Origin of the sequence: Amycolatopsis sp. lyj-346 (assembly GCF_046548975.1) — a bacterium.
Taxonomy (GTDB): Bacteria; Actinomycetota; Actinomycetes; order Mycobacteriales; family Pseudonocardiaceae; genus Amycolatopsis.
This window is the reverse complement of record NZ_JAJPWT010000001.1, coordinates 459,498-484,150: the sequence shown is the minus strand read 5'-3', so window position 1 is coordinate 484,150 and position 24,653 is coordinate 459,498. Positions and strand designations below refer to the sequence as shown.

General features: G+C 71.5%; 28 protein-coding genes. 15 read left to right on the top strand and 13 right to left on the bottom strand.

Annotated features, from left to right (window positions below; translation table 11 throughout):
- Positions 1 to 8 precede the first annotated feature (8 nt).
- Entirely contained in the window at positions 9 to 257 is a 249-nt protein-coding gene (locus ACLJQE_RS02375) for a hypothetical protein (protein WP_410637251.1), read from the bottom strand.
- Between the two features lie 207 nt (positions 258 to 464).
- Between ACLJQE_RS02375 and ACLJQE_RS02370 the strand changes: the two genes are divergently transcribed.
- The 7 genes from ACLJQE_RS02370 to ACLJQE_RS02340 all read left to right on the top strand — a co-directional run bounded on the left by ACLJQE_RS02370 (position 465) and on the right by ACLJQE_RS02340 (position 4,824).
- Positions 465 to 626, top strand: coding sequence for a hypothetical protein (locus ACLJQE_RS02370; protein WP_410637250.1), 162 nt, complete (start codon positions 465 to 467; stop codon positions 624 to 626).
- Positions 627 to 631: 5 nt separating this feature from the next.
- Positions 632 to 1,087 (top strand): RidA family protein, encoded by a 456-nt coding sequence (locus tag ACLJQE_RS02365; protein ID WP_410637249.1) that lies wholly within the window; start codon positions 632 to 634, stop codon positions 1,085 to 1,087.
- Entirely contained in the window at positions 1,087 to 1,713 is a 627-nt protein-coding gene (locus tag ACLJQE_RS02360) for a hypothetical protein (protein ID WP_410637248.1), read from the top strand. The genes ACLJQE_RS02365 and ACLJQE_RS02360 overlap by 1 nt, the downstream gene beginning before the upstream one ends.
- A 36-nt stretch (positions 1,714 to 1,749) precedes the next feature.
- Positions 1,750 to 2,880 carry a hypothetical protein gene (locus tag ACLJQE_RS02355; RefSeq protein WP_410637247.1) on the top strand — a complete coding sequence of 377 codons (1,131 nt, stop codon included), beginning with the start codon at positions 1,750 to 1,752 and terminating at the stop codon, positions 2,878 to 2,880.
- Positions 2,881 to 2,987: 107 nt separating this feature from the next.
- A complete protein-coding gene (locus ACLJQE_RS02350; RefSeq protein ID WP_410637246.1) occupies positions 2,988 to 3,806 on the top strand; it encodes an NUDIX hydrolase in 819 nt (272 codons plus the stop codon).
- The gene (locus ACLJQE_RS02345; protein ID WP_410637245.1) at positions 3,803 to 4,573 is read left to right on the top strand and encodes an MBL fold metallo-hydrolase; all 771 of its coding nucleotides are present in this window, start codon (positions 3,803 to 3,805) and stop codon (positions 4,571 to 4,573) included. Before ACLJQE_RS02350 ends, ACLJQE_RS02345 begins: the two co-directional genes overlap by 4 nt.
- Positions 4,570 to 4,824: a glutaredoxin domain-containing protein gene (locus tag ACLJQE_RS02340; RefSeq protein WP_410637244.1), complete on the top strand. Its 255-nt coding sequence runs from the start codon at positions 4,570 to 4,572 to the stop codon at positions 4,822 to 4,824. Before ACLJQE_RS02345 ends, ACLJQE_RS02340 begins: the two co-directional genes overlap by 4 nt.
- Here ACLJQE_RS02340 and ACLJQE_RS02335 read toward each other — a convergent pair.
- The gene (locus ACLJQE_RS02335) at positions 4,802 to 5,953 is read right to left on the bottom strand and encodes a carboxylesterase family protein (protein ID WP_410637243.1); all 1,152 of its coding nucleotides are present in this window, start codon (positions 5,951 to 5,953) and stop codon (positions 4,802 to 4,804) included. The genes ACLJQE_RS02340 and ACLJQE_RS02335 overlap by 23 nt on opposite strands.
- 83 nt (positions 5,954 to 6,036) lie before the next feature.
- Here ACLJQE_RS02335 and ACLJQE_RS02330 point away from each other — a divergent pair, with 83 nt between their 5' ends.
- Complete coding sequence (locus ACLJQE_RS02330; RefSeq protein ID WP_410637242.1) at positions 6,037 to 7,002, top strand: Lrp/AsnC family transcriptional regulator; 966 nt, start codon at positions 6,037 to 6,039, stop codon at positions 7,000 to 7,002.
- A 38-nt stretch (positions 7,003 to 7,040) separates the two neighbouring features.
- Here the strand turns inward: ACLJQE_RS02330 and ACLJQE_RS02325 are convergent, their stop codons facing one another.
- From ACLJQE_RS02325 to ACLJQE_RS02310, 4 genes are all read right to left on the bottom strand, one after another.
- Complete coding sequence (locus ACLJQE_RS02325; protein WP_410637241.1) at positions 7,041 to 8,102, bottom strand: DNA polymerase III subunit beta; 1,062 nt, start codon at positions 8,100 to 8,102, stop codon at positions 7,041 to 7,043.
- A 40-nt stretch (positions 8,103 to 8,142) separates the two neighbouring features.
- Entirely contained in the window at positions 8,143 to 9,396 is a 1,254-nt protein-coding gene (locus tag ACLJQE_RS02320) for an MFS transporter (RefSeq protein ID WP_410637240.1), read from the bottom strand.
- A gap of 423 nt (positions 9,397 to 9,819) precedes the next feature.
- On the bottom strand, positions 9,820 to 10,494 hold the full coding sequence (locus ACLJQE_RS02315) for a Crp/Fnr family transcriptional regulator (RefSeq protein WP_003081747.1): 675 nt from the start codon (positions 10,492 to 10,494) through the stop codon (positions 9,820 to 9,822).
- Positions 10,495 to 10,643: 149 nt separating this feature from the next.
- Positions 10,644 to 10,895: a hypothetical protein gene (locus ACLJQE_RS02310; protein WP_013230551.1), complete on the bottom strand. Its 252-nt coding sequence runs from the start codon at positions 10,893 to 10,895 to the stop codon at positions 10,644 to 10,646.
- A 226-nt stretch (positions 10,896 to 11,121) separates the two neighbouring features.
- Here ACLJQE_RS02310 and nth point away from each other — a divergent pair, with 226 nt between their 5' ends.
- Genes nth through ACLJQE_RS02290 form a run of 4 tightly spaced genes read left to right on the top strand, consistent with a single transcriptional unit; the run spans position 11,122 to position 14,282 of the window.
- Entirely contained in the window at positions 11,122 to 11,805 is a 684-nt protein-coding gene (nth, locus tag ACLJQE_RS02305; protein WP_410637239.1) for an endonuclease III, read from the top strand.
- On the top strand, positions 11,802 to 12,401 hold the full coding sequence (locus tag ACLJQE_RS02300) for a TlpA family protein disulfide reductase (RefSeq protein WP_410637238.1): 600 nt from the start codon (positions 11,802 to 11,804) through the stop codon (positions 12,399 to 12,401). Before nth ends, ACLJQE_RS02300 begins: the two co-directional genes overlap by 4 nt.
- Complete coding sequence (locus tag ACLJQE_RS02295) at positions 12,398 to 13,093, top strand: NUDIX hydrolase (protein ID WP_410637237.1); 696 nt, start codon at positions 12,398 to 12,400, stop codon at positions 13,091 to 13,093. Before ACLJQE_RS02300 ends, ACLJQE_RS02295 begins: the two co-directional genes overlap by 4 nt.
- 4 nt (positions 13,094 to 13,097) lie before the next feature.
- Entirely contained in the window at positions 13,098 to 14,282 is a 1,185-nt protein-coding gene (locus ACLJQE_RS02290; RefSeq protein ID WP_410637236.1) for a MarP family serine protease, read from the top strand.
- On the opposite strand, the gene ACLJQE_RS02285 is transcribed toward ACLJQE_RS02290, so the two are convergent.
- On the bottom strand, positions 14,279 to 15,160 hold the full coding sequence (locus ACLJQE_RS02285) for a GntR family transcriptional regulator (protein ID WP_410637235.1): 882 nt from the start codon (positions 15,158 to 15,160) through the stop codon (positions 14,279 to 14,281). The two genes, ACLJQE_RS02290 and ACLJQE_RS02285, sit on opposite strands and share 4 nt — an antisense overlap.
- Positions 15,161 to 15,271: 111 nt before the next feature.
- Here ACLJQE_RS02285 and ACLJQE_RS02280 point away from each other — a divergent pair, with 111 nt between their 5' ends.
- Positions 15,272 to 16,360 (top strand): FAD-dependent monooxygenase, encoded by a 1,089-nt coding sequence (locus ACLJQE_RS02280; RefSeq protein ID WP_410637234.1) that lies wholly within the window; start codon positions 15,272 to 15,274, stop codon positions 16,358 to 16,360.
- Here the strand turns inward: ACLJQE_RS02280 and ACLJQE_RS02275 are convergent.
- From ACLJQE_RS02275 to nhaA, 3 genes are read right to left on the bottom strand one after another with little or no spacing between them, the layout of a single operon-like run.
- Positions 16,347 to 17,273 carry an alpha/beta fold hydrolase gene (locus tag ACLJQE_RS02275; protein ID WP_410637233.1) on the bottom strand — a complete coding sequence of 309 codons (927 nt, stop codon included), beginning with the start codon at positions 17,271 to 17,273 and terminating at the stop codon, positions 16,347 to 16,349. The two genes, ACLJQE_RS02280 and ACLJQE_RS02275, sit on opposite strands and share 14 nt — an antisense overlap.
- A gap of 4 nt (positions 17,274 to 17,277) precedes the next feature.
- Positions 17,278 to 17,769: a phage holin family protein gene (locus ACLJQE_RS02270; RefSeq protein ID WP_410637232.1), complete on the bottom strand. Its 492-nt coding sequence runs from the start codon at positions 17,767 to 17,769 to the stop codon at positions 17,278 to 17,280.
- A 42-nt stretch (positions 17,770 to 17,811) separates the two neighbouring features.
- Positions 17,812 to 18,999: a Na+/H+ antiporter NhaA gene (gene nhaA, locus ACLJQE_RS02265; RefSeq protein ID WP_410637231.1), complete on the bottom strand. Its 1,188-nt coding sequence runs from the start codon at positions 18,997 to 18,999 to the stop codon at positions 17,812 to 17,814.
- Positions 19,000 to 19,190: 191 nt separating this feature from the next.
- Here nhaA and ACLJQE_RS02260 point away from each other — a divergent pair, with 191 nt between their 5' ends.
- Complete coding sequence (locus ACLJQE_RS02260; protein ID WP_410637230.1) at positions 19,191 to 20,648, top strand: peptide MFS transporter; 1,458 nt, start codon at positions 19,191 to 19,193, stop codon at positions 20,646 to 20,648.
- Here the strand turns inward: ACLJQE_RS02260 and ACLJQE_RS02255 are convergent.
- Positions 20,645 to 21,406 (bottom strand): VIT family protein, encoded by a 762-nt coding sequence (locus ACLJQE_RS02255; RefSeq protein ID WP_410637229.1) that lies wholly within the window; start codon positions 21,404 to 21,406, stop codon positions 20,645 to 20,647. The genes ACLJQE_RS02260 and ACLJQE_RS02255 overlap by 4 nt on opposite strands.
- Before the next feature lie 85 nt (positions 21,407 to 21,491).
- On the opposite strand from ACLJQE_RS02255, the gene ACLJQE_RS02250 reads away from it, so the two are divergent.
- The gene (locus ACLJQE_RS02250) at positions 21,492 to 21,833 is read left to right on the top strand and encodes a cupin domain-containing protein (RefSeq protein ID WP_410637228.1); all 342 of its coding nucleotides are present in this window, start codon (positions 21,492 to 21,494) and stop codon (positions 21,831 to 21,833) included.
- Between the two features lie 206 nt (positions 21,834 to 22,039).
- Here ACLJQE_RS02250 and ACLJQE_RS02245 read toward each other — a convergent pair whose 3' ends face one another.
- Together ACLJQE_RS02245 and acs are read right to left on the bottom strand one after the other, a co-directional pair.
- Entirely contained in the window at positions 22,040 to 22,525 is a 486-nt protein-coding gene (locus ACLJQE_RS02245; RefSeq protein ID WP_410637227.1) for a DUF6319 family protein, read from the bottom strand.
- Positions 22,526 to 22,667: 142 nt separating this feature from the next.
- The gene (gene acs, locus ACLJQE_RS02240) at positions 22,668 to 24,650 is read right to left on the bottom strand and encodes an acetate--CoA ligase (protein ID WP_410637226.1); all 1,983 of its coding nucleotides are present in this window, start codon (positions 24,648 to 24,650) and stop codon (positions 22,668 to 22,670) included.
- Positions 24,651 to 24,653 lie beyond the last annotated feature (3 nt).

Sequence of the window (24,653 nt, the reverse complement as noted above, 5' to 3'; positions counted from 1 at the left end):
TTCAGCGCTCAACCGGCCAGCAGCATGACGCTGGCCGCAGCGGCGACGGCGGCGACGAGCGCCCAGCTCACGACGCCGGGCAGCACGGTGAGGGTGAGCACGCCCACGACCGCCAGCAGGGTGAAGGTGATCACCCCGCCGAGCGCGACCTGCCCGGAACTCCGCGTCCGGTCGCGCACCTTCGCCATCACGACGAGCACCAGCGGCAGCCCGGCCGCCGCGAGCAGCGCCGCCGCGATCACGCGCCACGTATCCACGTCGCCCACGCTAGCGGCGCCCCAGCGCCCCAAGGTGGCCTTCGGTGCGTTCAACGCACCCAAGGTGGCCTTCGGTGCGTTGAACGCACCCAAGGCCACATTGGGGCGCTGGGGGTGCGCGTGAGATGAGACACAGTCCGGCGCGTCGCGGAGCGTTTTCCGGCGGCCCTCCCCGGCGCTCTTGCCCGCTTGGCTACGCTCCCGGACATGAGCGCCACCAAGTGGGAGTACGCCACTGTCCCTCTGCTGATCCACGCCACGAAGCAGATCCTCGACCAGTGGGGCGAGGACGGCTGGGAGCTGGTCTCCGTGCTGCCGAACCCGAGCGGCGAGCAGCACGTCGCCTACCTGAAGCGTCCGAAGGGCTGACCGCGGTGAGCTGGAGCGAACGGCTGAAGGAGCTCGGCATCGAGCTGCCCGGCGTCGCGGCCCCGCTGGCCGCGTACGTGCCCGCCGTCCAGAGCGGCAAGCACGTCTTCACCTCCGGCCAGCTGCCCTTCGTCGACGGCGTGCTCGCCGCGACCGGCAAGGTCGGCGCGGAGATCAGCCCCGAAGAGGCGAAGGGCCACGCGCGGACGTCGGCGCTCAACGCGCTCGCGGCCGTGCACGCGCTGGTCGGCATTGACAACGTCGCGCGGATCGTCAAGGTTGTCGGCTTCGTGGCTTCCGCGGAGGGCTTCACCGGTCAGCCGGCGGTCGTCAACGGCGCGTCCGAACTGCTCGGCGAGGTCTTCGGCGACGCGGGCATCCACGCCCGGTCGGCCGTCGGTGTCGCGGAGCTGCCCATCGGCTCGCCGGTGGAGGTCGAACTGATCGTGGAGGTGCAGTGATGGACCCGGACATCGAGCAGTCCACCCACGAGCTGCTGATCCGGCTGGCCGGGCGGCTGCCCGACCAGCTGCTGTGGCGGTTCCGCGACTGGCTCGGCGAGGGCGCCATGGGCACCCTCGCCCGGACCCTGCCGAGGTCTTTGCTTAAGCACAGGATCGACCTCGACCAAACGGAGTACCGGCTGCTCGTGGCCGGTCTCATCCCGCACGGCGCCGACTGGCACCAGGTCAGTTCGACGCTGGGGGTAGACGACGTCTCCGAGAACCGGTACACATTCACGTCGAGTGCGCCCGAATGGGTTAACTCGGTCGACTCCGTGTCCGTGTTGATCCACGCAACGTTGCGAGGACGCCCGGACGTGGGGGAAGTGCGGCAGAGCTGGCGACACGTCGGTGTGGTCGGACAGGGCACCGCCAAGCGCGTCCTGCTGATCACCGCGCTGACGGGGCTGCCGAGGTTGACCGGCGAACTGCAGCGGGTGCTGCGGGTGCTGGGCGACGAAGAGCCCAGCGTCGAGGTCATCCCGCCGCGCTTCGACCTGCCGGGGTACCACCGGGCCGCGCTGGCCGACTCAGAGCTGGTCTGCGTGGGCGCCGTGGCGGGGACCCGGCTAGTAGCCGCATAACGCTCGCCCGCCAGCGAGCTGGGAGGGAGCAAGGCAATGGTGGAGGTCCACGACGGCCCGCCCATGGACGGGTTCTCGGTGCCCCTGCGCCTGCACAACCTGTTGCTGGCCCTGGCGGGCCGGATCGACGACAGCGCACTCACCGAAGCGCGTGAGCTGATCGCCCGGGCCCACATCGACGAGGCGGTCGAGCTGACCACCGGCACGCTCATCGCGGGCCGGATCCCGGTCAGCTCCGCCGAGCAGCGCGAGCTGGCGCTGGTGCTCGAGATGAGCCGGTCGGACGCGACGCTGGCGAACGATCTGCTGGTCGACGAGACCGAGCCGGTCAACACGCACCGGTTCAGCGGCGAGAACGCCCCGGAGTTCGGCATCGCCGAAGCGCTCGACCGGACCCTGCAGGTGCTGCCGGACGTCCGCTCGGTGCACGCGGTGTGGCGCAACACCCCGGCCGGCAGCGTGCCGGGTGCGCTGCCGCAGCGCGTGGTGCTCGTCGAGCTCGGCCCGGAGGGCAACCCGCCCGCCGTCGCGTTCCGCGTCGACACCGCGCTGCGCCGGGCCGGGATCCACTCGGTCGTCGAGGTCAGCGGCCCCGGCGTCGCGCACTCCGAGTACCACCAGGCCGCTTCGGCGGCCGCGTCGCCGGCCTGGGTGACCGGGAGCACGACGTCGAGCACGTCCTCCTTTCGGCCCGAGCCGGTCGTCAAGCCGCCGGCCCCGGTGACGTCGGAGCCGGTCGCGGAGTCGGGCAGCAGGCACAGCATGCGGTCGAGCAGCACCACGACGGCGCCGGCCGAACCGGTCGCCCCGGTGGTGCCGATCGTGTCGCCCCCGCCCGCCCCCGAGCCGCCCCGCAAGGCGCGGTCCGAGACGCGGGCGGAGCGCACCGCCGACCTGACGCCGGCCGAGGTGGCGCAGCTGCGGCAGGCGCTGGCCGAGGACCCGGAGAAGGGCCGCGAGATCGCCGCGGGCAAGCCGTCGATGCACGAGGTCGTCGAGCTGCCGGCGCTGGACCTGGACGACCCGAGCCTGAGCGAGCGCGACCGGGCACTGCTGCGCGAGCTGCACGCCGAGCTGGCCGAGCGCGAGCGGGCCGAGGCGGCGAAGATGCGTCTCAACGGCGCTTCCCGCTCCGGCGGCGACCAGCGCGGCTGGACCGCCCCCTGAGGTTTGCGGCACAAAGGGGCACTTTCACGTGAAAGTGCCCCTTTTGCCGTGTCCGGCGTGCCACAAGTGCGCGACGGGACGTCGGGGGCCGGAGGTATGTTGCCCGGGTGGAGCAGCCAAAGGAGTTTGTCTTCGACATCCCGGTCGGCGCGGGGGTGGCCACCCGCGCGAACGCCGACGGCCCGCCGGCGACGCCGAAGGACGCGGCCACCGTCATCCTCGTCCGTGACGGCGCCGACGGCGTCGAGGTCTTCCTCCAGCACCGGGTCAAGGGCATGCCGTTCGCGGGCGGGATGACCGTCTTCCCCGGCGGCGGGGTCGACCGGCGCGACGCCGACACGTCGGTGGCGTGGGCCGGACCCGAGCCGTCCTGGTGGGCCTCGCGGTTCGGCTGCGACGAGGCACTCGCGCGGGCGCTGACCTGCGCGGCCGTGCGCGAGACGTTCGAGGAGTCCGGTGTGCTGCTCGCGGGCAGCGCGGACGCGGTGCTCACCGGCGTCGCGCCGTACGCGGCGGCCCGGCAGGCCCTGGAGACGCGCGAGGTGTCGCTGGCCGGTTTCCTCGCCGACGCGGGCCTGACGCTGCGAGCCGACCTGCTGCGCCCGTGGGCGCACTGGATCACGCCCGAACAGGAGCCGCGCCGGTACGACACCCGGTTCTACGTCGCGAAGCTGCCCGAGGGCCAGGAGGCCGACGGGGCCACCTCGGAGGCATCGAGTTCCGGCTGGCAGCGTCCCGAAGACGCCATCGCCGACGCGCGCGAAGGCCGCCGGATGCTGATGCCGCCGACGTGGCTGACGCTGAGTGAGCTGGCGGCGTTCGCCACCGCCGACGACGTGCTGAACGCGCCGCGCGAGATCGTCCGGATCGCGCCGACGCTGGTGCGCGAGAACGACCACGTCCGCGTCGTCCTGGAGCGGCGATGAGCGCCCCGGCCTACGGCGTGCTGCGCCGGGTGTCCGAGACGGCTTCGGTGCTGCTGGAGAACAACCCGTCGTCGATGACGCTCGAAGGCACCAACAGCTGGGTGCTGCGGGCAACGCCGGACACCCCGGCCGTGGTCGTCGATCCGGGCTACCGCGACCTCGAGCACCTCGAGCTGCTGGCCGGGGCCGGCGCGGTCGAGCTGATCCTGCTCACGCACTGCCACCCCGACCACGCCGAGGGCGCGCCGTGGTTCGCCGAGCGCGTCGGCGCGCCGGTGCGGGCGTTCGACCCCGCGCTGTGCCTCGGTGCGTCGTCCGTCGTGGACGGCGAGGTGATCTCGGCGGGCGGCCTTTCGCTCCGCGTGCTGCACACGCCGGGGCACACCGACGACTCGGTGTCGCTGGTCCTCGACGGCCAGGTGCTGACCGGCGACACGATCCTCGGGCGCGGCACCACGGTGCTGCACGACCTCGGCGACTACCTGCGCTCGCTGCGGAAGCTGATCGAGCTGCCGTCCGGGACGGCCGGGCTGCCCGGGCACGGTCCAGAACTCCCCGATCTGCCCGCGACCGCGCGCGAATACCTTGCCCACCGGGAACAGCGGCTCGACCAGGTGCGTTCGGCCTTGAAGACGCTCGGGGCGGACGCCACCCCGCGCCAGGTCGTCGAGGTCGTGTACGCCGACGTCGACCGGGCGCTGTGGGCGCCCGCCGAGTGGAGCGTGCAGGCGCAGCTGGACTACTTGCGGTCGGAGGAGAACGGATGAGCAACGTCGAGGTCGAGTTCTACTGGCGGCCGGGCTGCGGGTTCTGCGCCGCGCTCGAGCGCCCGCTGTCGAAGAGCGGCTTCAACATCCGCGCGATCAACATCTGGGAGGACCCGGCGGCGGCCGCGCGGGTGCGCGAGGTCGCGAACGGCAACGAGACGGTGCCGACGGTGATCGTCGGCTCGACGGCGATGGTCAATCCCTCCTTCGCCGAGGTCGAGGCGGCGGTCAAGGCAGCTTCGGCGGGGTGAGTGCGCCGGGCCGCTCTCCGTGGAGGAAGGCGGCCCACACTTCGCGCAGCCCAGTCTCGTTCTCGAGGCCCTTCGGGGCGCCCTCCAGCATCGGCGCGTCCCAGACGTCGTGGGTGCCGAAGAGGAACGGGATGTCGATGCAGTGGCAGGCGCCGAACCGGTTGCCCGGCGCCGCCCAGTCGAAGCGGTAGGTGAAGGCGCCGAGCTTCTTCGCCAGCAGGTCGCTGGTGAAGAAGCCGTTCGCGGTGTCGATCGCTTCCTGCGGCGCGTCGGGGACGAAGGCGCGCAGCTCTTCCCGCGTCCAGCTGATCAGCGCGGGGCCCGCCGGCGCGGCTTCGACGAGGTCGTGTGCGACGAGGTCGTCGTCGGCGACGAGCTGGAACGCCGGCTCGATCGAGCCGGGCTCGCCGGGGACCGCGAGCTGAGCGGCGAGCAGCTGTTCCACCGGGGCGGTCCGGAGGCCTTGCAGGGGCCGGGCCCGGCGGTTCGCGTCCGCCCAGGTGGCCGGCCGCATCCCGAGGGGTGCGCTCTGCAGGGCGATCCGCTTGATGAGCCCGCGGGCCCGCGGCGACGACCAGAGGGCGAGCGTCGACTGCGCACCGGCCGACTGCCCGGCGAGGGTGATTTCGGCCGGGTTCCCGCCGAACGCGGCGATGTTGTCGCGCACCCACTCCAGCGCGGCGAGCTGATCGGCGATCCCGAGGTTCGGCGGCACGCCGTCCAGCGCGGCGAAGCCGAGCACACCGAGGCGGTAGTTGAGCGTCACGACGACGGCGTCGGCGTCGCGGGCCAGGCGCGTGCCGGTGTACCAGACCTGGCCGCCCGAGCCGCTGGAGAACCCGCCGCCGTGGATCCACACCAGCACCGGACGGTTCCCGGTGGTCGACGGCGTGAAGACGTTGAGGCTGAGGCAGTCCTCGCTTTGGGGAAGCGGCATCGGCCCCAGCGCGTGCTCGAGGCGCGAGGGTGGCTGCGGTGCCGCGGGTCCGGCTTCGAGCGTGTCCTTGACACCGCTCCACGGCTTCGGCGGCTTCGGTGCTTCGAAGCGTTCCGCGGTGGCGTACGGGATGCCCTTGAACGCGCCTTGCGCGCCGCGAACCCGGCCGGTGGTGGTTTCCAGGATCGTCATGCACTCAGCATGAAGCCGTCCTCGGGATAGTTCCTTCCGTTGCGCGCGCTTGCCCGAAATCCGACATCGGCTAGCCTCATCTGGTGGAATCCGGCTTGTTCGACGACCTGGACCGCGGCCTGGCGCACGCCCTGCAGCTGGACGGCCGGGCGTCGTTCAGCACGATCGCGGCGGTACTCGGCGTCTCGGACCAGACGGTGGCGCGCCGGTACCGGAAGCTGCGGTCGTCCGGGGTGCTGCGGGTGGTCGGCGTCACGGAGCCGGCATCCCTGGGCCAGGTGAGCTGGCTGGTGCGGCTGCGCTGCGTCCCGGACGCGGCGGCGGCGATCGCGGCGGGCGTGGCCCGCCGGGACGACACGCAGTGGGTGAGCCTGATGTCGGGCGGCACGGAGCTCACGTGTTTCGTCCGCGCCCCGCTGCGCGAGGAGGCGGACGGCCTGCTGCTGGGACAGCTGCCGAAGACGCCGCGCGTGGTGTCGATGACGGCGTACCGGTTGCTGCGCCGGTTCGCGGGCGGCCCGGCAGCGTGGCCGGGCCGGGCGAGCGCGTTGTCGGCGGCGCAGGTGACGGCGTTGCGGCGCCCGGTCACGGAAGCCCCGTACCGGCCCGAGCCGGGCGACGCGGGCTTGCTGGCGGCGTTGGCCCACGACGGCCGGGCCGACATGGCGACATTGGCCTCGGCCTGCGGCCGCTCGGAGTCGACGGCCCGCCGTCGCCTGGAGGCCTTGCGGTCATCGGGAGTGCTGTATTTCGACGTGGAGGTGGACGCGGCCCTGCTGGGCTACCCGCTGACGGCGACGTTGTGGCTCACGGTGACCCCCTCGTCGTTGGAGTCGGCGGGCCGGGCGCTGGCCACGCACCCGCAGGTGGCCTTCGCGGCGGCCACGACGGGCCCGGCCAACCTGGTGGCGAACGTGGGCTGCCGCGACGACGCGGCGCTGTATTCGTACTTGGCCGCCGATCTGGGCGGGCTGCCGGGCGTGCAGCAGGTGGAGACGGCGCCGATGATCCGGACGCTGAAGCGCTTCGGCGCACTGGAGCGGGTGTAGCGCGAGGCCGAGCTGTATGTCCTCGGCCCGTTGCCGACCTACCGGGGCAGCATCGGCATCAGGTAGTACGTCAGCTCCACCTCCCCGGGCTCCGCGGCCCGCAGGATGCAGGCCCGCATCCCCGGCTGGATCGACAGCACCACCCGCTCGCCCGCGAACGCCGACAGTGCGTCGAGCAGGTACCGGGCCTGGAACGACGGCGATGTCCGGCCGCCGCCGACGTTCGCCTTCAGGATCTCCTCCGCCTCGCCCGTGTCCTGGCGGGCGCTTGCCAGCCGGACCTGGTTGTCGCCGACCTCCACTGTCAGTACTCGCCTGTCCTCCGCGTACACCCCGACGCGGCGGACCGCGGCCGCCAGGGTGTCCGCCTCCACCGTCACCGTGGTGTCCACCGTGGCCGCGGAGATCGAGTCCTCCGACAGGAAGCCCGCGTCGAGCACCGCCGTGGCGACCAGGCCGCCCGGCCAGCTCACCCCGAACCGGCCCGGGCCCACGTGCAGGCCCACCCGGCCGCGTGCCTGCCGGGCCGCCTCCGACAGCAGGGCCGCCGGGACCAGGACGTCCAGGGCACCCGGGGACAGCAGCGGCAGCCGGGCCACCGCCATCCGGTAGCGGTCGGACGCCGTCAGCGTCATCCGGGCGCCGGCGGCCTGGACCCGGACGCCGGTGAACAGCGGCAGCGGGTCGTCCTTCGCCGCCGTGCCCGCGACGATCCGCAGCGCCGAAGCGAACGCCGATCCGTCCACTTCGGACACCTGGGCGGGTGGGCCGGGAGCGGCACCCGCCTCGGGCAGCAGTGGCAGGGCGAACCGGGCGTTGTCCAGCCGCAACGCCAGGCGCGTGCCTTCGACGACCAGGCGCACCAGGTCCGTGTCGAGCATCTTCAGCGTCTCCGCCAGCGGTGCCGCGGGGACGACGACCGAGCCGCCGGTGTGCGTGGTCGCCGGGCAGCCGAACCGGACGGCGAGATCCGGGTCGCTGCCGGCGACCGTCAGCCCGGCCGCGTCCGCCCGCAACCGCAACCCGGTGCGGGACGGCAGCAGGCGCGACGCGGCGGAGACAGCCGCCGAGAGGCGGTGGGCAGGCGCGGTGACGTCCATCCCGGCAAGCTAGCGGCCGGCACCGACAAAAACCGCCGATCTACGCGTTGACCAGCGAAGGAACCGGAGCGGACTGGGGTGCCCGTACCGTGCGGCGAAGCAGCCACACGGCCAGCGCGAGCACCAGTCCCGCAGCGCTCGCCGCCAGGAACGCCGCGCCCGGGCCGGCGTGCTCGACGACGTACCCGCTGATCGACTGGCCGGCCGCCAGCCCCAGCGTCACCGCCGTGAGCACCCAGCCGAACGCCTCCGCCGCGGTCCCGGACGGCGCGACCACCTCGATCGCCGTCGAGTGGGCCGTCGACTGCGGCGTGATCAACGCGCCCGCCAGCAGCATCATCAGCGCCAGGCCCCACAGCGAAGACGGCCACGCGAGCAGCGCGACCAGCGCACCGAACCCGCCCAGCAGCACCGGCAGCCGCAGGCCCAGCTGCCGCGGCCACGGACGCAGGCTGTAGGCGACGCCGAACGCGACCGAGCTCAGCGACCACGCCGACAGCAGCAAGCCACCCACGGACGCCTGGCCCGCTTCGGTGGCCGCCGCCGGCACGGCGACCTCGACGAACCCGATCACCACGCCGAAGCCCAGCGCGGCGATCGCCAACGTCCGCATGCCCGGGCTCGCCAGCGCGCCCAGCAGCGATCCGCGCTTCCCGGTGGACGGCCCCCACTGCCGCACGGCCGGGCTCAGTGCGAACAGCACCGCACCGGTGAACTGCAGCACGACGCCCAGCAGCAGGCCGGTGCCCGCCCACGGCGCCATGACCAGCAGCCCGGCCACGCCGGGGCCGAGGATGAAGAAGACCTCCATGCTGATCGCCTCGTACGAGTACGCGGCGTTGCGCGGGCCGCCCGGCGGCAGCAGCCTGCCCCACAGCGCCCGCGACGCCGACCCGACCATCGGCTCGGTCAGCCCGGTGAGGGCGCCGAGCGCGACCATCACGGCCGTCGCGGCGTGCGACTCGATGGCGGTGACCAGCGCGGTCATCGACAGCGCCAGCAGGGCCGCGGCGGTGAGCAGCGGCCGCGTCGGCCCGAACCGGTCGATCAGCCTGCCCTGCACCACCGCGCCCACCGACACCCCGACGAGTGAACCGGCCGAGACGAGCCCGGCGACGGCGAAGGAACCCGTCTCACGCTGGACGTAGAGCAGGGCCGAAATGCCGATCATCGCGATCGGCAGGCGGGCGAGCACGGCCGCCACGGCGGGCCACCGGGCCGCCCGCGTCGTCAGCGCGGTGCGGTAGTCGGCGAGGGACGTGTGGCTTTCGTGGTTCGAGGCAGACTGGGACACGCGTACAAGTATGCCGCAGAGTGGTACGTGAGTACCAGTTATTTGACGGTCAGCTGTGTCACCGGCACACTGGTAGTGGATCTTGCTACCCGGACATGAGGTCTCGATCGGGTAACACTCACGATATTCTCCGTGAACTCCTGCAACGAAACGGCCCAGACGGCGTCCTTGAGAGTGAATGGCCTTGAATTCGTGGGTATGGGCCGTGATGGTTGAACAACAGCACAGAAAAACCCAGCTCCCTCCGGCACTCGGGTCGGGGCCTGGCCCGGAGGGCGGGGAGCGCGGATCGTCGGGGGATGGTCCGCGCAACAACGAAGAGCCGGTGCGCCACGTCGGGGGTGGCGCCCGGCTCTTTGTTTTGGGTGCGGACACGAAGAAGGCCCTCTCGGCTTACCGAGAGGGCCTTCTTCGTCGGAAGACTCAGCGAGCGCGACGGGCCAGGCGCTCCGGGTCCAGGATCAGCACGCTCTTGCCCTCGAGCCGAAGCCAGCCGCGGTGGGCGAAGTCGGCCAGCGCCTTGTTGACGGTCTCGCGCGAGGCGCCGACGTACTGGGCGATCTCTTCCTGCGTCAGGTCGTGCGTGACCCGCAGGAGGCCCGCCTCCTGGCTGCCGAAGCGCTGCGCGAGCTGCAGCAGCGCGCGCGCGACGCGGCCCGGGACGTCGGTGAAGATCAGCTCCGCGACCATGTTGTTCGTCCGGCGCAGGCGGCGTGCCACCACGCGCAGCAGCTGCTCGGCGATCTCCGGGCGGGTCGAGATCCACTGGCGCAGGGCCGGGCGGTCCATGGTGACCGCGCGGACCTCGGTGACCGTGGTCGCGCTCGACGTCCGGGGGCCGGGGTCGAAGATGGACAGCTCACCGAACATGTCCGACGGGCCGAAGATGCCCAGCAGGTTCTCGCGGCCGTCCGGGGACTTGCGGCCGATCTTCACCTTGCCGGACTGGATGATGTACAGCTTGTCGCCGGGTTCGCCCTCGTTGAAGATGACATGGCCGCGGGGGAACTCCACGGATTCCAAGGTCTGGGCCAGCGCCTCCGCCGCTGCCGGCTCCACACCCTGGAAAATGCCCGCACGGGCCAGGGTTTCGTCCACCTCGGGTGCCTCCTCGTCGAGAAACGATCACGCTCCCCCGTGGCTGGAGGAGCGTGACGCCGATCACTTGCGCGTCAGTCTAGGGCGTACTCCCGAGATCGCTCGCCGGACTCGCGTACGGCGGAAACGATCTCGTTCGAACGTGGAGCCTAACTCCGCACGCGACGCGCGCGTAGCCTGGCTGCCCGTCCGCCCAGCCTACGCAGCCGGAACAGCTCCAGCGCGCGGCCGATGCCGTGCCCGTAGAGCGCTCTGACCTCGTTGGGCTGCGCCTGCTCGAGGAACTCTTCGACCTCGTTCTCCTGCACCGCGACGTGCTTGAGCCTGCTCTCCACCCGCTCCATGAAGAGCGCGAAGAACATGATCACCAATGGGACCAGGATGACGAACCAGACGGTCATGACCGGACCCCGAAACACTCGATGAAAAGCATCTACTCCAGATCCTCGCTCATGGCGGCCGGAAAACGCGCCGAGGTGGTGCTCTGGCGTGTCGGTCGTCCACCGGTGCAGTCACCGGCTCGTCCGACGGCGCCCGTAGGCTATCGGGGTGCCACCTGCCACCACGAACGCCCCCCGTGAGGGCGCTGGTGAAAGCCGGTTAGCTCTGGTGAGACGCGCCAGGCGGATGAAGCGTTGCTTGGACGACGTGTATCCGGACGCCCACTGCGAGCTCGACTTCACCACGCCACTGGAACTGCTGGTCGCGGTCGTGCTGTCCGCGCAGACCACCGACGTCCGCGTGAACCTCGTCACGCCCGCGCTGTTCAAGCGCTACCGGACCGCCGCCGACTACGCCGGCGCCGACCGCGCCGAACTGGAGGAGTACCTCCGGAGCACCGGCTTCTACCGGGCCAAGGCGAACTCCGTCATGGGCCTGGGCGCGGCGCTGGTCGAGCGCTTCGACGGCGAGGTGCCGGGCAAGCTCGAGGACCTGGTCACCCTGCCCGGCGTCGGCCGCAAGACCGCCAACGTCGTCCTCGGCAACGCCTTCGACGTCCCGGGCATCACCGTCGACACCCACTTCGGCAGGCTGGTCCGGCGCTGGGGCTGGACGGCGGAGGAGGACCCGGTCAAGGTCGAGCACGCGATCGGCGAGCTGATCCCCCGCAAGGAGTGGACGATGCTCTCGCACCGGGTGATCTTCCACGGCCGCCGCGTCTGCCACGCCAAGAAGCCGGCCTGCGGTGCCTGCCCGCTGGCCAGGGACTGCCCGTCGTACGGCACCGGCCCGACCGGGTTCGACGAAGCCGCGAAGCTGGTGAAAGGCGTCGAAAAGGAGCACATCCTGACGCTGGCGACGCCCCGGTGACGAGCGTCACCAAGTGGGCCTTGGCCGCCGCCGCGCTCGCGGTGGCGTTGATCGTCGCGCTGCTGCCGCGCGGGGGTGACGACTCCGCCGCGAAGCCGTCCGGCGACCTCGGGCCCGCCCGGTCCGCGGCAGCGCTCCAGCCGTGCCCGGCGCCGGGCCCGGCGCAGCCGGTGAAGCAACTCGACGGCGTCACGGCGGAGTGCCTCGGCGACGGCGTGCGCGTCGATGTCGGCAGGGCCCTGGCCGGTGCTCCGGTGCTGGTCAACGTGTGGGCGTCGTGGTGCGAGCCGTGCCGGACCGAGCTGCCCGTGCTCCAGGAGTACGCGAAGCAGCCGGGTGCCGTGCGGGTCCTCGGCGTCCAGGTGCAGAGCCCGGCGAAGGACGGCCTCGACCTGCTGGCCAAGCTGGGGGTGCACCTGCCGTCGGTGTTCGACGGGGACGGCCGGAGCGGGCCCGTCCGGACGGCGCTGAAGGTGCCTTCGGCGCTCCCGGCGTCCTACTTGGTCACCGCGGCAGGCGAGGTCCGGTTCATCGCCAACCCACGCTCGTTCGTGAACACTGATCAGGTGCGTGCGGCAGTCGAGGGGGCATCGTGATCGGACCACTGGTCGAACCGGAGTCGGTTCCCGAGTGGCTCCGGCCGCTGGTCAAGGTCAGCGGCGAGGTCGACTCGAAGACGTTCACCCGGTTCAGCCCGCCGGAGAACGCGTACACGCGCACCGCCGCGGTGCTCATCCTCTTCGGTGAGCGGGAAGCCGACGGCGAGCCCGACATTCTGCTGCAGCGCCGCGCCGACACGCTGGGCTCGCACGCCGGCCAGGTCTCCTTCCCCGGCGGCGGCGCCGAGGAGGGTGACGGCGGGCCGATCGGCACCGCGCTGCGCGAGGCGGAGGAAGAGACCGGCGTGGTCCCCTCCGGTGTCCGGCCGGTCGCGGTGCTGCCGGAGTTGTTCGTGCCGGTGTCCGGGTTCGCCGTGACGCCCGTGCTGGCGCACTGGGCGGAACCGTCGCCGGTGCACGCGGTCGACCCGGCCGAGACGGCGTCGGTCGCGCGCGTCGCCATCGCCGACCTGGTCGATCCGGCCAACCGGTTCACGGTGAAGAAGGCGGGTGCGCCGTGGAAGGGGCCGGCCTTCGAGGTCGGCGGCCTGTTCGTGTGGGGGTTCACCGCCGGGTTGCTGTCGGTCCTCCTGAGCCTGGGAGGCTGGGAACGCGAATGGGACTCGGGCGACGTCCGGGACCTCGACGAGGCACTGGCCGCGTTCCAGGCCCGGCTGGCAGGGGAGTGAAGCGGTGAACTGGGTCGACGTGCTGGTGCTGCTGCTGGCCGTGCTGGCGGCCGTGTCCGGCGCCTACCAGGGTGTGATCATCGCGCTGCCGTCGCTCGTCGGCGTCGTGCTCGGTGCGGTCGCCGGGATCAAGCTCGCGCCGGTCGTGGTCTCGTTCTTCGACGACCCCGTCTGGAAGGTCGCCTTCGCGGTGGCGACGGTGGTCTTCCTGGTCGCCTTCGGCGAGGCGATCGGCGTCTACGTGGGACGGCGGCTGCGGCAGAAGATCAACCCGGACAAGCTGTCCGGCATCGACAAGACGCTCGGCGCGGTCGTGCAGGCCCTGGTCGTGTTCGTGGTGGCCTGGCTGATCGCGACGCCGCTGACGGCCGTGTCCGGCGCGCCGTGGCTGGCCAAGGCGATCAACAACTCGGTGGTGCTCGGCAAGGTCAACGACACCATGCCCGAGGCGGCCCAGGGCTTCCCGAGCCAGCTGCGCAAGCTGCTCGACGCGTCCGGCTTCCCGTCCATCGTGGACCCGTTCCAGAAGGCGCCGACGGCGGACACCTCGCCGCCGGACCCCGCGCTCCAGCGCAGCGGGATCGTCCAGCAGCTGCACGGCAGCGTGGTCAAGATCCGCGGCACCGCCAGTTCGTGCTCGCGGTCGCTGGAGGGCAGCGGGTTCGTGATCGCGCCGCAGCGGGTGATGACGAACGCGCACGTCGTGGCGGGCACCGACACCGTCGGCATCGAGACCACCCAGGGCGACTACCCGGCCCGCGTCGTCTACTTCGACCCGGAGGTCGACATCGCGGTGCTCGCGGTGCCGCGGCTGCGGGCCGAGCCGCTGCAGTTCGCGCCGGAGACGGCCGTGGCGGGCGACAGCGCGGTCGTGCTCGGCTACCCGCTCGACGGCCCGTACCGGGCGACGCCGGCCCGCGTGCGCGGCCGGATCAACCTGCGCGGCCCGGACATCTACGAGGCGAACACCGTGCAGCGGGACGTCTTCACGGTCCGCGCCGAGATCCGCAGCGGAAACTCGGGTGGCCCGATGGTGACCCCGGACGGCAAGGTGATCGGCGTCGTCTTCGGCGCGGCGGTCGAGGACCCGGAAACCGGCTTCACGCTGACAGCCGAGCAGGTCCGCGCGGAGGTCGACGCGGCACCGTCGCAGACGGCGAACGTGTCCACCGGCTCCTGCGCGGCCTAACGCCCGAACCGCAGCGCGATGCCGTCCAGCAGCGCCCGCAGGCCCGACTCGAAGAGGTCGTCCAGGTCGAGGTCGTAGCCGGTCTCTTCGAGTTCGCGGAGCATCTTGGTGAACACCGGGCGCCCGCTGGTCATCGAGCCCATCGACGGTGCCTGGCGGTCCATCCACTGCTCCCCGGACAGCCCGGACGCGGCCAGCGCGTGCTGCTCGCGTTCGAGGTGGATCGCGATGCCCTGGACGTGGCTGAAGAACAGGACGTGCAGGTTGCACAGCGTCGTCGCGTCGACGCCGAGCTCGGACAGCGCCGACAGCGCCCATTCGCCGTGCACGCCGAGGTTGGGCAGCGGCAGCGGCCGGGTGATCGGCCCGAGCTGCGCCAGCCACGGGTGACGCCGGAAGAGCGACCAGAGGGTGCGGCCACCGAGCGTCAACCGTTCGCGCCAGTCACCCGGAGGCTTCGCCGGGTAACCGCGCTCGCCGAACGCGGCGTCGGCCATGAGCAGCACCAGTTCGTCCTTGCCCCGTACGTACCGGTACGGCGCCATGGCCGCGACCTCGAGGCGGGCCGCGACGCCGCGCATGGACAGCGCACCGAGGCCCTCGGCGTCGGCGATGGCGATGGCGGTCCGCACGAGCCGTTCGCGGGTCAGCCCACGCTGACCGCCGCGGCGCTCGCGGCCGGCGACGACCGTGCCGGACCGCGGCTCCGCGTGGACGAGACCTTCCTGGCTCAGCAGGGCCAGCGCCTTCGCCGCGGTCGCCATCGCGACCCCGTGGTCGGTCGCGAGCCGCCGGGTCGACGGCACCCGAGCGCCCGGCGGAAGGTCGCCGCGCGCGATCCGCTCACGCAGTTCGCCGGCGATGGCCACGTACTTCACAGCAGTCTCCTGACCTAGTACAGGCGGCCATCTGTACTAGTACAGAAATGGCCCTTGAGCTGGGTTGTCTCCACTGTAGTGCGCATCAGCGTACGACTCACTGGAGGAAACATGCGGAACGTCCTGATCTCCGGCGCCGGGGTGGCAGGCGGCACCCTGGCCCGGCTCCTGGCGCGTGCGGGCTGGGCGGTGACCGTGGTCGAGCGGGCACCCGGCCCCCGCACCGGCGGCCAGGCGATCGACGTGCGCGGCGTCGCGCTCGACGTCGTCGACGAGCTCGGGCTCGGCGAGCGGCTGCGTGCGCTGCGGACGCGGATGCGCGGGATGTCCATGGTGGACGGCGACGGCCACGAGCTGTTCCGCTCGGAGGAGCACACCCTCAGCAGCGGACGGCTCGACAGCGCCGACTTCGAGGTGCTGCGCGACGACGTCGTCGCGATGCTGCTGGAGGCGCCCGGTGTCGAGTACGTCTTCGGCGACTCGGTCACCGCACTCACCGAGGAGGCGCACGGCGTGCGTGTCCAGTTCTCCCACGGCGGCTTCCGGACGTTCGACCTGGTCATCGGGGCGGACGGCCTGCACTCGGCCGTGCGGCGGCTGGCCTTCGGCCCGGAGGAGGACTTCAACCGCCACCTCGGCCAGTACCTGGCCATCTTCCCGACGGCCAACTTCCTGGGGCTGGCGGACTGGCAGGTCTGGTTCCGGCACGAGCACACCGGGGGCGCGGTCTACCCGGTCCGGGACAACACCGAACTCCGCGTCACCCTCGGCTTCGGCTCGGAACCGCTGCCGCGAATGTCCGTCCCCGAGCAGAAGCGGCTGATCGCCGAACGCCTCGCCGGCCTCGGCTGGGAGGTGCCGAAACTCCTCGAAGCCATGGCTGCCGCGGACGTCTTCTACTTCGACGCCATGGCCCAGATCCACCTGGACCGCTGGTCGACGGGCCGGGTCGTGCTGGTCGGCGACGCCGGCTACTGCGCCTCGGCGTTGTCCGGCCAGGGAACGAGCCTGGCGCTGGTCGGCGCGTACGTCCTCGCGCAGGAACTCGGCCGGGCCGGCCACGAAGCGGCGTTCGCGGCTTACGAACGGCGGATGCGGCCCTTCGCCGCGCTCAACCAGGCGCTGGCCACCGAGAACCCGGAAGGGCCGGCGGCGGAGGAGTCGGTGGAGCGGGCGAAGAACGCCATCAGCCTCGCTTGAGGAAGTCCGCCAGGGCCGCCGACGTGCGGTCCGGAGCTTCGAGGTGGGGGAAGTGCCCGACGTCCGGCCAGATCTCCGCCTCGGCGTGCGGGCCCGCCCAGCGCGTCGACGACGCCGCCGTTTCGGGGAGGATGCAGGTGTCGTCGGCGCCGTGCAGCTGCAGTGTCGGCGCCGCGATCCGGGCGCCGACGGCGTCGGTGAACCGGCGGCCTTCGCCGCGGAACTGGGCGCGGAACGCCCACCGGTAGTACTCGAGCGCGCTGTGCGCCACCCCGGGCACGAGCATCGCCTGCCGGAACGCCTCGACGCTGCCGGTGAAGTCCGAAGTGGACCGCCAGCGGCGGCCGGCCCAGCTGCCGAACAGGTCCGCGACGGCCTGGGCTTCGTCCTTGACCAGCCACTTCTCCGGCGCCATCGGCACCTGGAAGCGGAAGAGGTGCCCGGCCGCGCGGCCCTGTCCGCGCCACGGGCGGGCCGCGCCCGAGCGCAGGGCGAGGGGGTGGGCGGCGCCGATCGCCGTCACCGAGGACACCAGCCGCGGGTGCAGTGCCGCGACCGTCCAGGCGAGCATGCCGCCCCAGGCGTGCCCGGCGAGGTGGGCGCGGCGCGCCCCGAGCGACTTGATCAGGCCGCCGACGTCACCGGCGAGCGTCCACGCGTCGTAGCCGCGGGGCGGCTTGTCCGAGTCGCCGTAGCCGCGCAGGTCGACGGCGACCGCGCGGAAGCCGGCTTCGGCCAGCGCGCGCAGCTGGTGGTGCCAGGTCCACCAGAACTCGGCGAACCCGTGCAGCAGCACCACGACCGGCCCGTCGCCGAGCTCGGCGACGTGCAGGCGGATGCCGTTCGCGGAGACGTCGCGGTGGACCCACGGGCCGTCGAGCCGGACGATCGACGGGTCGGGGGACGCGTGCAACGACTCAGTCGCGCGTGGTCAAGCCGGCTTCGGGCGCGCGCTGCGGCTTGAGCGCGGCGGCGGTCTCCTTGACGCTGGCGATGGTCCGCTCCGGTGCCTTGAACTTCTTCACCTTGCGGTAGCCGAGGAACCCGGCCGCGCCCGCGACGAGCAGCATCAGGACGAACACGATGCCGAACGCGATCCAGCGGTAGCGCACCCACTCGGCCAGCCCCTCGGCCGCGAAGAAGAACAGGAAGAACGTGCTGTACAGGAAGACCGTCAGCGCGATCAGGAAGAAGATGGCGCCCTTGAGGCCCTTCTTCACCTCGCCGACCAGCTCGGACTTCGCGAGCTCCATCTCCGCCCTGACCAGGGTGGAGATGTGCTGGGTCGCGTCGCCGACCAGGCGGCCGAGCGACTGGTCGCCGGGGATGTCGGTGGCGGAGGACAGCGGGAGGTAAGGCACGGCCCCCACGCCGTCGGGGCCGGTGCGTTCGTGCTTGGGGCTGCTCACCGGGTCATCGTGCCATGTGTCCCATTACCGGGCGCGGCGGCGTCACCGTGTGTCGGCGATTCGCGCATGAACCTTGCTGCGACGGACCAGCAGCGCCGCCGCCAGCAGGGACGCCACGGCCGATGCGATGAGCACCGCGGCCTTGGCCAGTTCGCTCGCTCCGGCAGGTAGCGACAGGTCTGCGATCAGCAGGCTGACGGTGAACCCGACCCCGCCGAGCACGGACAACGCGGCCATGTCCCGCCAGCCCATCCCGCGCGGCTTCTCCGCCGCACGCAGCTTCACGGCGAGCAGGCTGGCCCCGAGGATGCCGACGACCTTGCCGCCGAGCAGCCCGGCGAGCACGGCGAGCGGCAACGCCGTCGTGAACACCGCGCCGAGCGCGTCGGCGTTGATCGAGATCCCGGCCGCGAACAGCGCGAACACCGGCACGGCGACGGCCGCCGACCAGGGCTGGAGCCGGTGCTCGAGCCGCAGGGCGGGCGCCTCCGGCTCGCCCTCGTCGGCGCGGACCCGGGTGAGCAGGCCCAGCGCGACCCCGGCGATCGTCGCGTGGACGCCCGCCGAGTGCACCGCGACCCAGGTGACCAGCGCGAGCGGGACGTACAGCCACGGCGTCCGGACCCGGCGGTGCTGGAGGAACGCGTACAGCGCGAGCGCGACGACCGCGACGGCCACCGCGACCAGGTCGAACTGCGTCGTGAACAGCACGGCGATGACGACGATCGCGCCCAGGTCGTCCACCACGGCCAGGGAAAGCAGGAAGACGCGGGCACTCGACGGCAGGTTCGACGCCGTCAGCGCCAGCACGCCGAGGGCGAACGCGATGTCGGTGGCGACCGGGATCGCCCAGGCCCGCTCGATCCCCGGCGTGCCCCAGCCGACGGCCAGCGCGACCAGCGCGGGCACGACCATGCCGCCGATCGCGGCGACGACCGGCAGAATCGCCTGCTTGAACCGGGACAGCTCGCCGATGACGAGCTCGCGCTTGAGCTCCAGCCCGGCGACGAAGAAGAACAGGGCGAGGAGGCCGTCCTTCGCCCAGTCGCCGACCGTCAGGTTGAGGTGCAGGAACTCCGGGCCGAGCCGGAAGCCGCGCAGGGCGTCGTAGCTGTCCCGCAGCGGCGAGTTGGCCCAGAGCAGCGCGACCGCCGTCGCGCCGAGCAGGATCAGCCCACCGGTCGTCTCGGTGCGCAGGTAACGGGCGAATTCACTCAACGGGCGGGACATCGGGGCGGCTCCAGGGGTCGCTGATCACTGTTGCCGACCAGGCTTCCCGGCGCACCTCGGCACCAGTTTACCCGCCCTTTGTCACGGATTGTCATGACCGCCGCCACACGTCGTGCCGGTGGTCAGTCACGCGGTGGGCTCATAGCATGCCAATCGACAACGAAGTTCCTGGACGAAGGATGACGACAGTTGTGAGCAACTCCACCGAGGTCCAGCAGGACACGAGGTTTTTCGGGCACCCCCGAGGACTGGCGAACCTCTTCGGCGTCGAGATGTGGGAGCGGTTCTCCTACTACGGGATGCTCGGCATCCTGCCGATCTACCTCTACTACCGGGTCGAGCAGGGCGGTCTGGGCCTCGCGCAGGAGTCCGCGCTCGGCATCGTCGGCGCGTACGGCGGCCTGGTGTACCTCTCGGCCGTCATCGGCGCGTGGGTGGCCGACCGCCTCCTCGGCTCCGAGCGGACCCTGTTCTACAGCGCCGTGCTGATCATGATCGGCCACCTCAGCCTGGCCCTGCTGCCGGGCCTGGCCGGCATCGGCGTCGGCCTCGTGTGCGTCGCGGTCGGCAGCGGCGGGCTGAAGTCCAACGCGACGGCGATCGTCGGCACGCTCTACGCCGAAGGCGACGAACGCCGCGACGCGGGCTTCACGATCTTCTACATGGGCGTCAACCTCGGCGGCTTCGTCGGCCCGCTGCTGACCGGCCTGGCGCAGACCGAGGTCGGCTTCCACCTCGGCTTCGGCCTCGCGGCGATCGGCATGGCCCTCGGGCTGACCCAGTACACGTTCGGCCGCAAGAACCTCGGCGACAAGGCGAAGGAGGTGCCGAACCCGCTGCCGTCGTCCCGGCGCGCACTGGCGATCGGCGCCGCCGTCGTGCTGGTGGCCGCGATCGTGGTGCTGGTCCTCACCGGGGTGGTCCACCCTGGCAACCTCGCCGACGTCGTCGTGTGGGTGGTCGGCGTGATCTCGGTGATCTACTTCCTCGTCATCCTGACCAGCGCCAAGATCACCGCCGTCGAGCGCAGCCGGGTGTTCTCCTTCATCCCGATGTTCCTCGCCAGCGCGGTGTTCTTCTCGCTGTACCAGCAGCAGTTCACGGTCGTCGCGGCCTACACCGACCAGCGGCTGAACCGGACCCTGTTCGGCTGGGAGATGCCGGTGTCCTGGGTCAACTCGATCAACCCGGTGTTCATCATCGTCTTCGCTCCGGTGCTCGCGGCGCTGTGGACCAAGCTCGGCGAGCGGCAGCCGTCGACGCCGATGAAGTTCGTCCTCGGCACGGTGCTGATGGGCGCGGCGTTCCTGCTGTTCCTGCCGATGGTGGGCAGCGGCAAGAACGCGAGCCCGATGCTCGCGATGGTCGGCATCCTGTTCGTGTTCACCATCGCCGAGCTGTGCCTCTCGCCGGTCGGGCTGTCGCTGTCGACGAAGCTCGCGCCGGAGGCGTTCCGGACGCAGATGGTGGCGCTGAACTTCCTGTCGATCTCGCTCGGCACCGCGATGTCCGGCAAGCTCGCCGAGTACTACTCCGTCGACGACGAGGCGCCGTACTTCAGCACGATCGGCCTGGTCGCCATCGGCGTCGGCGTGCTGCTGTTCCTCGGCATCCCCTTCATCCGCAAGCTGATGAAGGGCGTGCACTAGCCGACGGTGACGCCGAAGATCACCCCGACGAAGTAGGTCACGACCATCGTGAGGGCGCCGACGCCGACGTTGCGGACGATCGCGCGCCCCACGTTCGCGTCGCCGAGCCTCGCGCTGACCCACCCGGTCAGCGTGAGGCCGACGACGACCGCGGCCGCGCAGGCCCACACCCGCAGGGAGACGCCGGCCCAGGCGATGGACAGGATCGGCAGCAGCGCGCCGGTGGAGAAGGCGAGCAGTGACGCCCAGGCGGCCTGCCACGGGCTGGTGAGGTTGTCCGGGTCGATGCCGAGCTCGGCCTCCGCGTGCGCCTGCAGGGCGTCCTTTTCGGTCAGTTCGCGGGCGACCCGGTTCGCGAGGTCCGGCGAGAGTCCCTTGTCTTCGTAGATTTCGGCGAGCTCGCGCTCCTCGGCCTCCGGCATCGTGTTGAGTTCCTGCTTTTCGAGCCGGAGCAGGGCCTGTTCGGTGTCGCGCTGGGTGCTGACCGAGACGTATTCCCCGCCGGCCATGGAAAAGGCGCCGGCGACGAGCCCGGCAATTCCGGCGGTCAGGATCGTGGTGCTTTCCGTGGTCGCCCCGGCCACGCCGACGACGATGCCGGCGACGGACACGATGCCGTCGTTGGCCCCGAGCACCCCGGCCCGCAGCCAGTTCAGCTTCCCGCCGACACCTTGGTGCGGTTCGTGAGCGTGCTCCACGGCAGTTCCGGTCACGAGAACAGTGAAACACGAACGCGGAATGGTGGCGAGACATCCCATTCCGGTCAGGTTCGCCTAAATAACGCGTGCCTACCTAAGCCGGTCCTGTGTGGACTCTCAGCCGTCCTGGGCCATCATGGGCGGCATGGACGAGCAAGTGTGGCAGCCGCTGGTCACGGTGGAGGGCCTGCCGCTGCAGGGCGGCGAGGGCCGGTTCCGGCTGCTGGAGACCGCGGAGAGCGGTCTGGCGTACTTGATCCACTACCCGGCCGGGGTGGCGTCGCCGACCCACGCGCACGACCACGACTCGATCGTCTACGTCCTGTCAGGGAGGCTGCGCGGCGCGGTCGACGGCGTGGAGGCGGAGTTCGAGCCGGGGGATTCGGTCCTGCACCCCCGCGGGGTCGCCCACCACGTCGAGGCGCTGACGGACGCCATGTGGGTGGAGTTCAAGTCACCCCTGCCGGGCCGCCCGCCAATCGCCTGAGCGCCCCAAGGTGGCCTTCGGTGCGTTGAGCGCACCCAATGTGGCCTTCGGTGCGTTGGACGCACCCAATGTGGCCTTCGGTGCGTTGGACGCACCCAATGTGGCCTTCGGTGCGTTGAGCGCACCCAATGTGGCCTTGGGGCGCTCGGGAAAGCGGAAACGCCCGGCCCCGCCGATGCGGACCCGGGCGTTTCCTGGGGTGAAGCTCAGGCGTCCAGCTCGGCGAGGGCCTGCTTGGCCTTCTCGAGCTCGGCCTCCAGCGCGGCGACCTTCGCGGCCTGCGCCTCGCGGGCCTGGTTGATCACCTCGTCGATCGGGCCGGACAGGTCGGAGTGCAGCTCCTTCGCCGCGCGCGACACCGCGGCGGCGGGGATCTCCAGGCCCTTCGCGACCCACTTGGAGCCGTTCTTCAGCTCGGCCTGCCACTCGCCGTCGGCGGTGCCGGTGACCGTCAGGATCAGCTCGACCGTGCGGGTCTTCTTCGCCGTCGATGCCGTCGCCGCGCCCTTCGGGCGGCCGCGCTTCGGCTTGGGGGCCTCTTCCTCGGCGGCCGGCTCGGCCGAACCCTCCGAGGGAGCGGCCGGGGACGCGGACTCGGTGACGGCCGCCTCGTCGGTGGAAACCTCCGGGGTCGAGACCGGGGCGGGGGCCTCGGCCGTTTCCTCGTCGTGCGTCAGGACATCCACGGTCATCGTCGTGTCGTCTCCTTGCCCGGGAAGTGGGTGTGGTTCGCGGCACAGCGTAGAACAAGCGTTCGAGTCGTGCCACACGGGGTGTCATGACAGAGCCCTCCCGGCGCGAAGCCGGAAGGGCTCTGACGACGTGAACGCTAGCTCACTCCTCCGACTTGCCCGACTTCAGGCCCGACGAGATCAGCTCCATCACCGACGAGTCGGCCAGCGTGGTGACGTCGCCGACCTGCCGGTTCTCCGCGACGTCGCGCAGCAGGCGGCGCATGATCTTGCCCGAGCGCGTCTTCGGCAGCTCCGGCACGACCATGATCTGCCGCGGCTTCGCGATCGGCCCGATCTCCTTGGCGACGTGGTTGCGCAGCGCCTGGATGGCCTCCTCGCCGCCGTCGACCGCGTTGCCGCGGAGGATGACGAACGCGACGATGCCCTGGCCGGTCGTCGGGTCGCTCGCGCCGACGACCGCGGCCTCGGCCACCGTCGGGTGCGAGACCAGCGCCGACTCGACCTCGGTCGTCGAGATGCGGTGCCCGGACACGTTCATCACGTCGTCGACGCGGCCCAGCAGCCAGACGTCACCGTCGCTGTCGTACTTCGCGCCGTCGCCGGCGAAGTAGAAGCCCTGGTCCTTGAAGCGCGACCAGTACGTGTCCCGGTAGCGCTCCTCGTCGCCCCAGATGCCGCGCAGCATCGACGGCCACGGCTTGTCGAGCACCAGGTACCCGCCGCCGCCCGCGCCGACCTCGGTGCCCTGGTCGTCGACGACCTTCGCGGACACGCCCGGCAGCGCCTTCTGCGCCGAGCCCGGCTTGGCCGCGGTGACGCCCGGCAGCGGCGAGATCATGATCGCGCCGGTCTCGGTCTGCCACCACGTGTCGACGATCGGGGTGCGGCCGGCGCCGATGTTCTCGCGGTACCAGATCCACGCCTCGGGGTTGATCGGCTCGCCGACCGAACCCAGCACCCGCAGCGTCGACAGGTCGTACTTCTCGGGGATTTCCGCGCCCCACTTCATGAAGGTGCGGATCAGCGTCGGCGCCGTGTAGTAGATGGAGACCTTGTACTTCTGGATGATCTCCCAGTGCCGCCCCTCGTGCGGGGTGTTCGGCGTGCCTTCGTACACGACCTGCGTGACGCGGTTCGCGAGCGGGCCGTAGACGATGTAGCTGTGGCCGGTGATCCAGCCGATGTCGGCGGTGCACCAGTAGACGTCCTCGCCGGACTTGTGGTCGAAGACGTTGTGGTGCGTGTACGCCGTCTGCGTCAGGTAGCCGCCGGAGGTGTGCAGGATGCCCTTCGGCTTCCCGGTCGTCCCGGACGTGTAGAGGATGAACAGCGGGTGCTCGCTGTCGAAGGCCTCGGGAGTGTGCTCTTCGGACTGTCCGCCGACGAGCTCGTGCCACCAGAGGTCGCGGCCCTCGGTCCACGGCACCTCGCCCTCGAGCTGGTCGCCCGTGCGCTTGACGACGATGACCTTCTCGACGGTCTCGGCGCCTTCGAGTGCTTCGTCGACGTTGGCCTTCATCGGCGCGGCCTTGCCGCGGCGGAACTGGCCGTCGGAGGTGATGACGAGCTTCGCGGCGGCGTCGTCGACGCGGGCTCGCAGCGCCGTCGGCGAGAAGCCGCCGAAGACGACGCTGTGCAGGGCGCCGATCCGCGCGCACGCGAGCATCGCGAAGATGGCCTCGGGGACCATCTGCAGCTGGATCGCCACGACGTCGCCGGCGGTGACGCCCAGTGACGCGAGGGCGTTGGCGGCCTTGGAAACCTCGGTCTTCAGCTCGGCGTAGGTGATGTCCCGGGTGTCACCCGGCTCGCCGACCCAGTGGATCGCGACCTGGTCGCCGTGGCCGGACTCGACGTGCCGGTCGACGCAGTTGTAGGCGACGTTCAGCTTGCCGCCGACGAACCACTTCGCGAACGGCGCATTGGTCCAGTCCAGTACCGTGGTCCACTTGGTGTCCCACGTGAGCCGCTCGGCCTGCTTGGCCCAGAACGCTTCGCGGTCGGCGTCCGCCTCGGCGTAGAGGTCGGCCTTCGCGTTGGCTTGGCCGGCGAATTCGTCGCTGGGCGGGAAGGTGCGGCTCTCGGTGAGCAGGTTGTCCAGGGCGGGGGACTGCTCGGTCATGGT

Bases quoted from the DNA above. Each gene is read 5' to 3' on its own strand.
- nth (WP_410637239.1), top strand. From the start codon at position 11,122: ATGAAGCGTTGCTTGGACGACGTGTATCCGGACGCCCACTGCGAGCTC.
- nhaA (WP_410637231.1), bottom strand. From the start codon at position 18,999: ATGTCCCGCCCGTTGAGTGAATTCGCCCGTTACCTGCGCACCGAGACG.
- ACLJQE_RS02355 (WP_410637247.1), top strand. From the start codon at position 1,750: ATGGTGGAGGTCCACGACGGCCCGCCCATGGACGGGTTCTCGGTGCCC.
- ACLJQE_RS02345 (WP_410637245.1), top strand. From the start codon at position 3,803: ATGAGCGCCCCGGCCTACGGCGTGCTGCGCCGGGTGTCCGAGACGGCT.
- ACLJQE_RS02250 (WP_410637228.1), top strand. From the start codon at position 21,492: ATGGACGAGCAAGTGTGGCAGCCGCTGGTCACGGTGGAGGGCCTGCCG.
- ACLJQE_RS02245 (WP_410637227.1), bottom strand. From the start codon at position 22,525: ATGACCGTGGATGTCCTGACGCACGACGAGGAAACGGCCGAGGCCCCC.
- ACLJQE_RS02360 (WP_410637248.1), top strand. From the start codon at position 1,087: ATGGACCCGGACATCGAGCAGTCCACCCACGAGCTGCTGATCCGGCTG.
- ACLJQE_RS02280 (WP_410637234.1), top strand. From the start codon at position 15,272: ATGCGGAACGTCCTGATCTCCGGCGCCGGGGTGGCAGGCGGCACCCTG.
- acs (WP_410637226.1), bottom strand. From the start codon at position 24,650: ATGACCGAGCAGTCCCCCGCCCTGGACAACCTGCTCACCGAGAGCCGC.
- ACLJQE_RS02335 (WP_410637243.1), bottom strand. From the start codon at position 5,953: ATGACGATCCTGGAAACCACCACCGGCCGGGTTCGCGGCGCGCAAGGC.
- ACLJQE_RS02255 (WP_410637229.1), bottom strand. From the start codon at position 21,406: ATGGGATGTCTCGCCACCATTCCGCGTTCGTGTTTCACTGTTCTCGTG.
- ACLJQE_RS02340 (WP_410637244.1), top strand. From the start codon at position 4,570: ATGAGCAACGTCGAGGTCGAGTTCTACTGGCGGCCGGGCTGCGGGTTC.
- ACLJQE_RS02370 (WP_410637250.1), top strand. From the start codon at position 465: ATGAGCGCCACCAAGTGGGAGTACGCCACTGTCCCTCTGCTGATCCAC.
- ACLJQE_RS02310 (WP_013230551.1), bottom strand. From the start codon at position 10,895: ATGACCGTCTGGTTCGTCATCCTGGTCCCATTGGTGATCATGTTCTTC.
- ACLJQE_RS02325 (WP_410637241.1), bottom strand. From the start codon at position 8,102: ATGGACGTCACCGCGCCTGCCCACCGCCTCTCGGCGGCTGTCTCCGCC.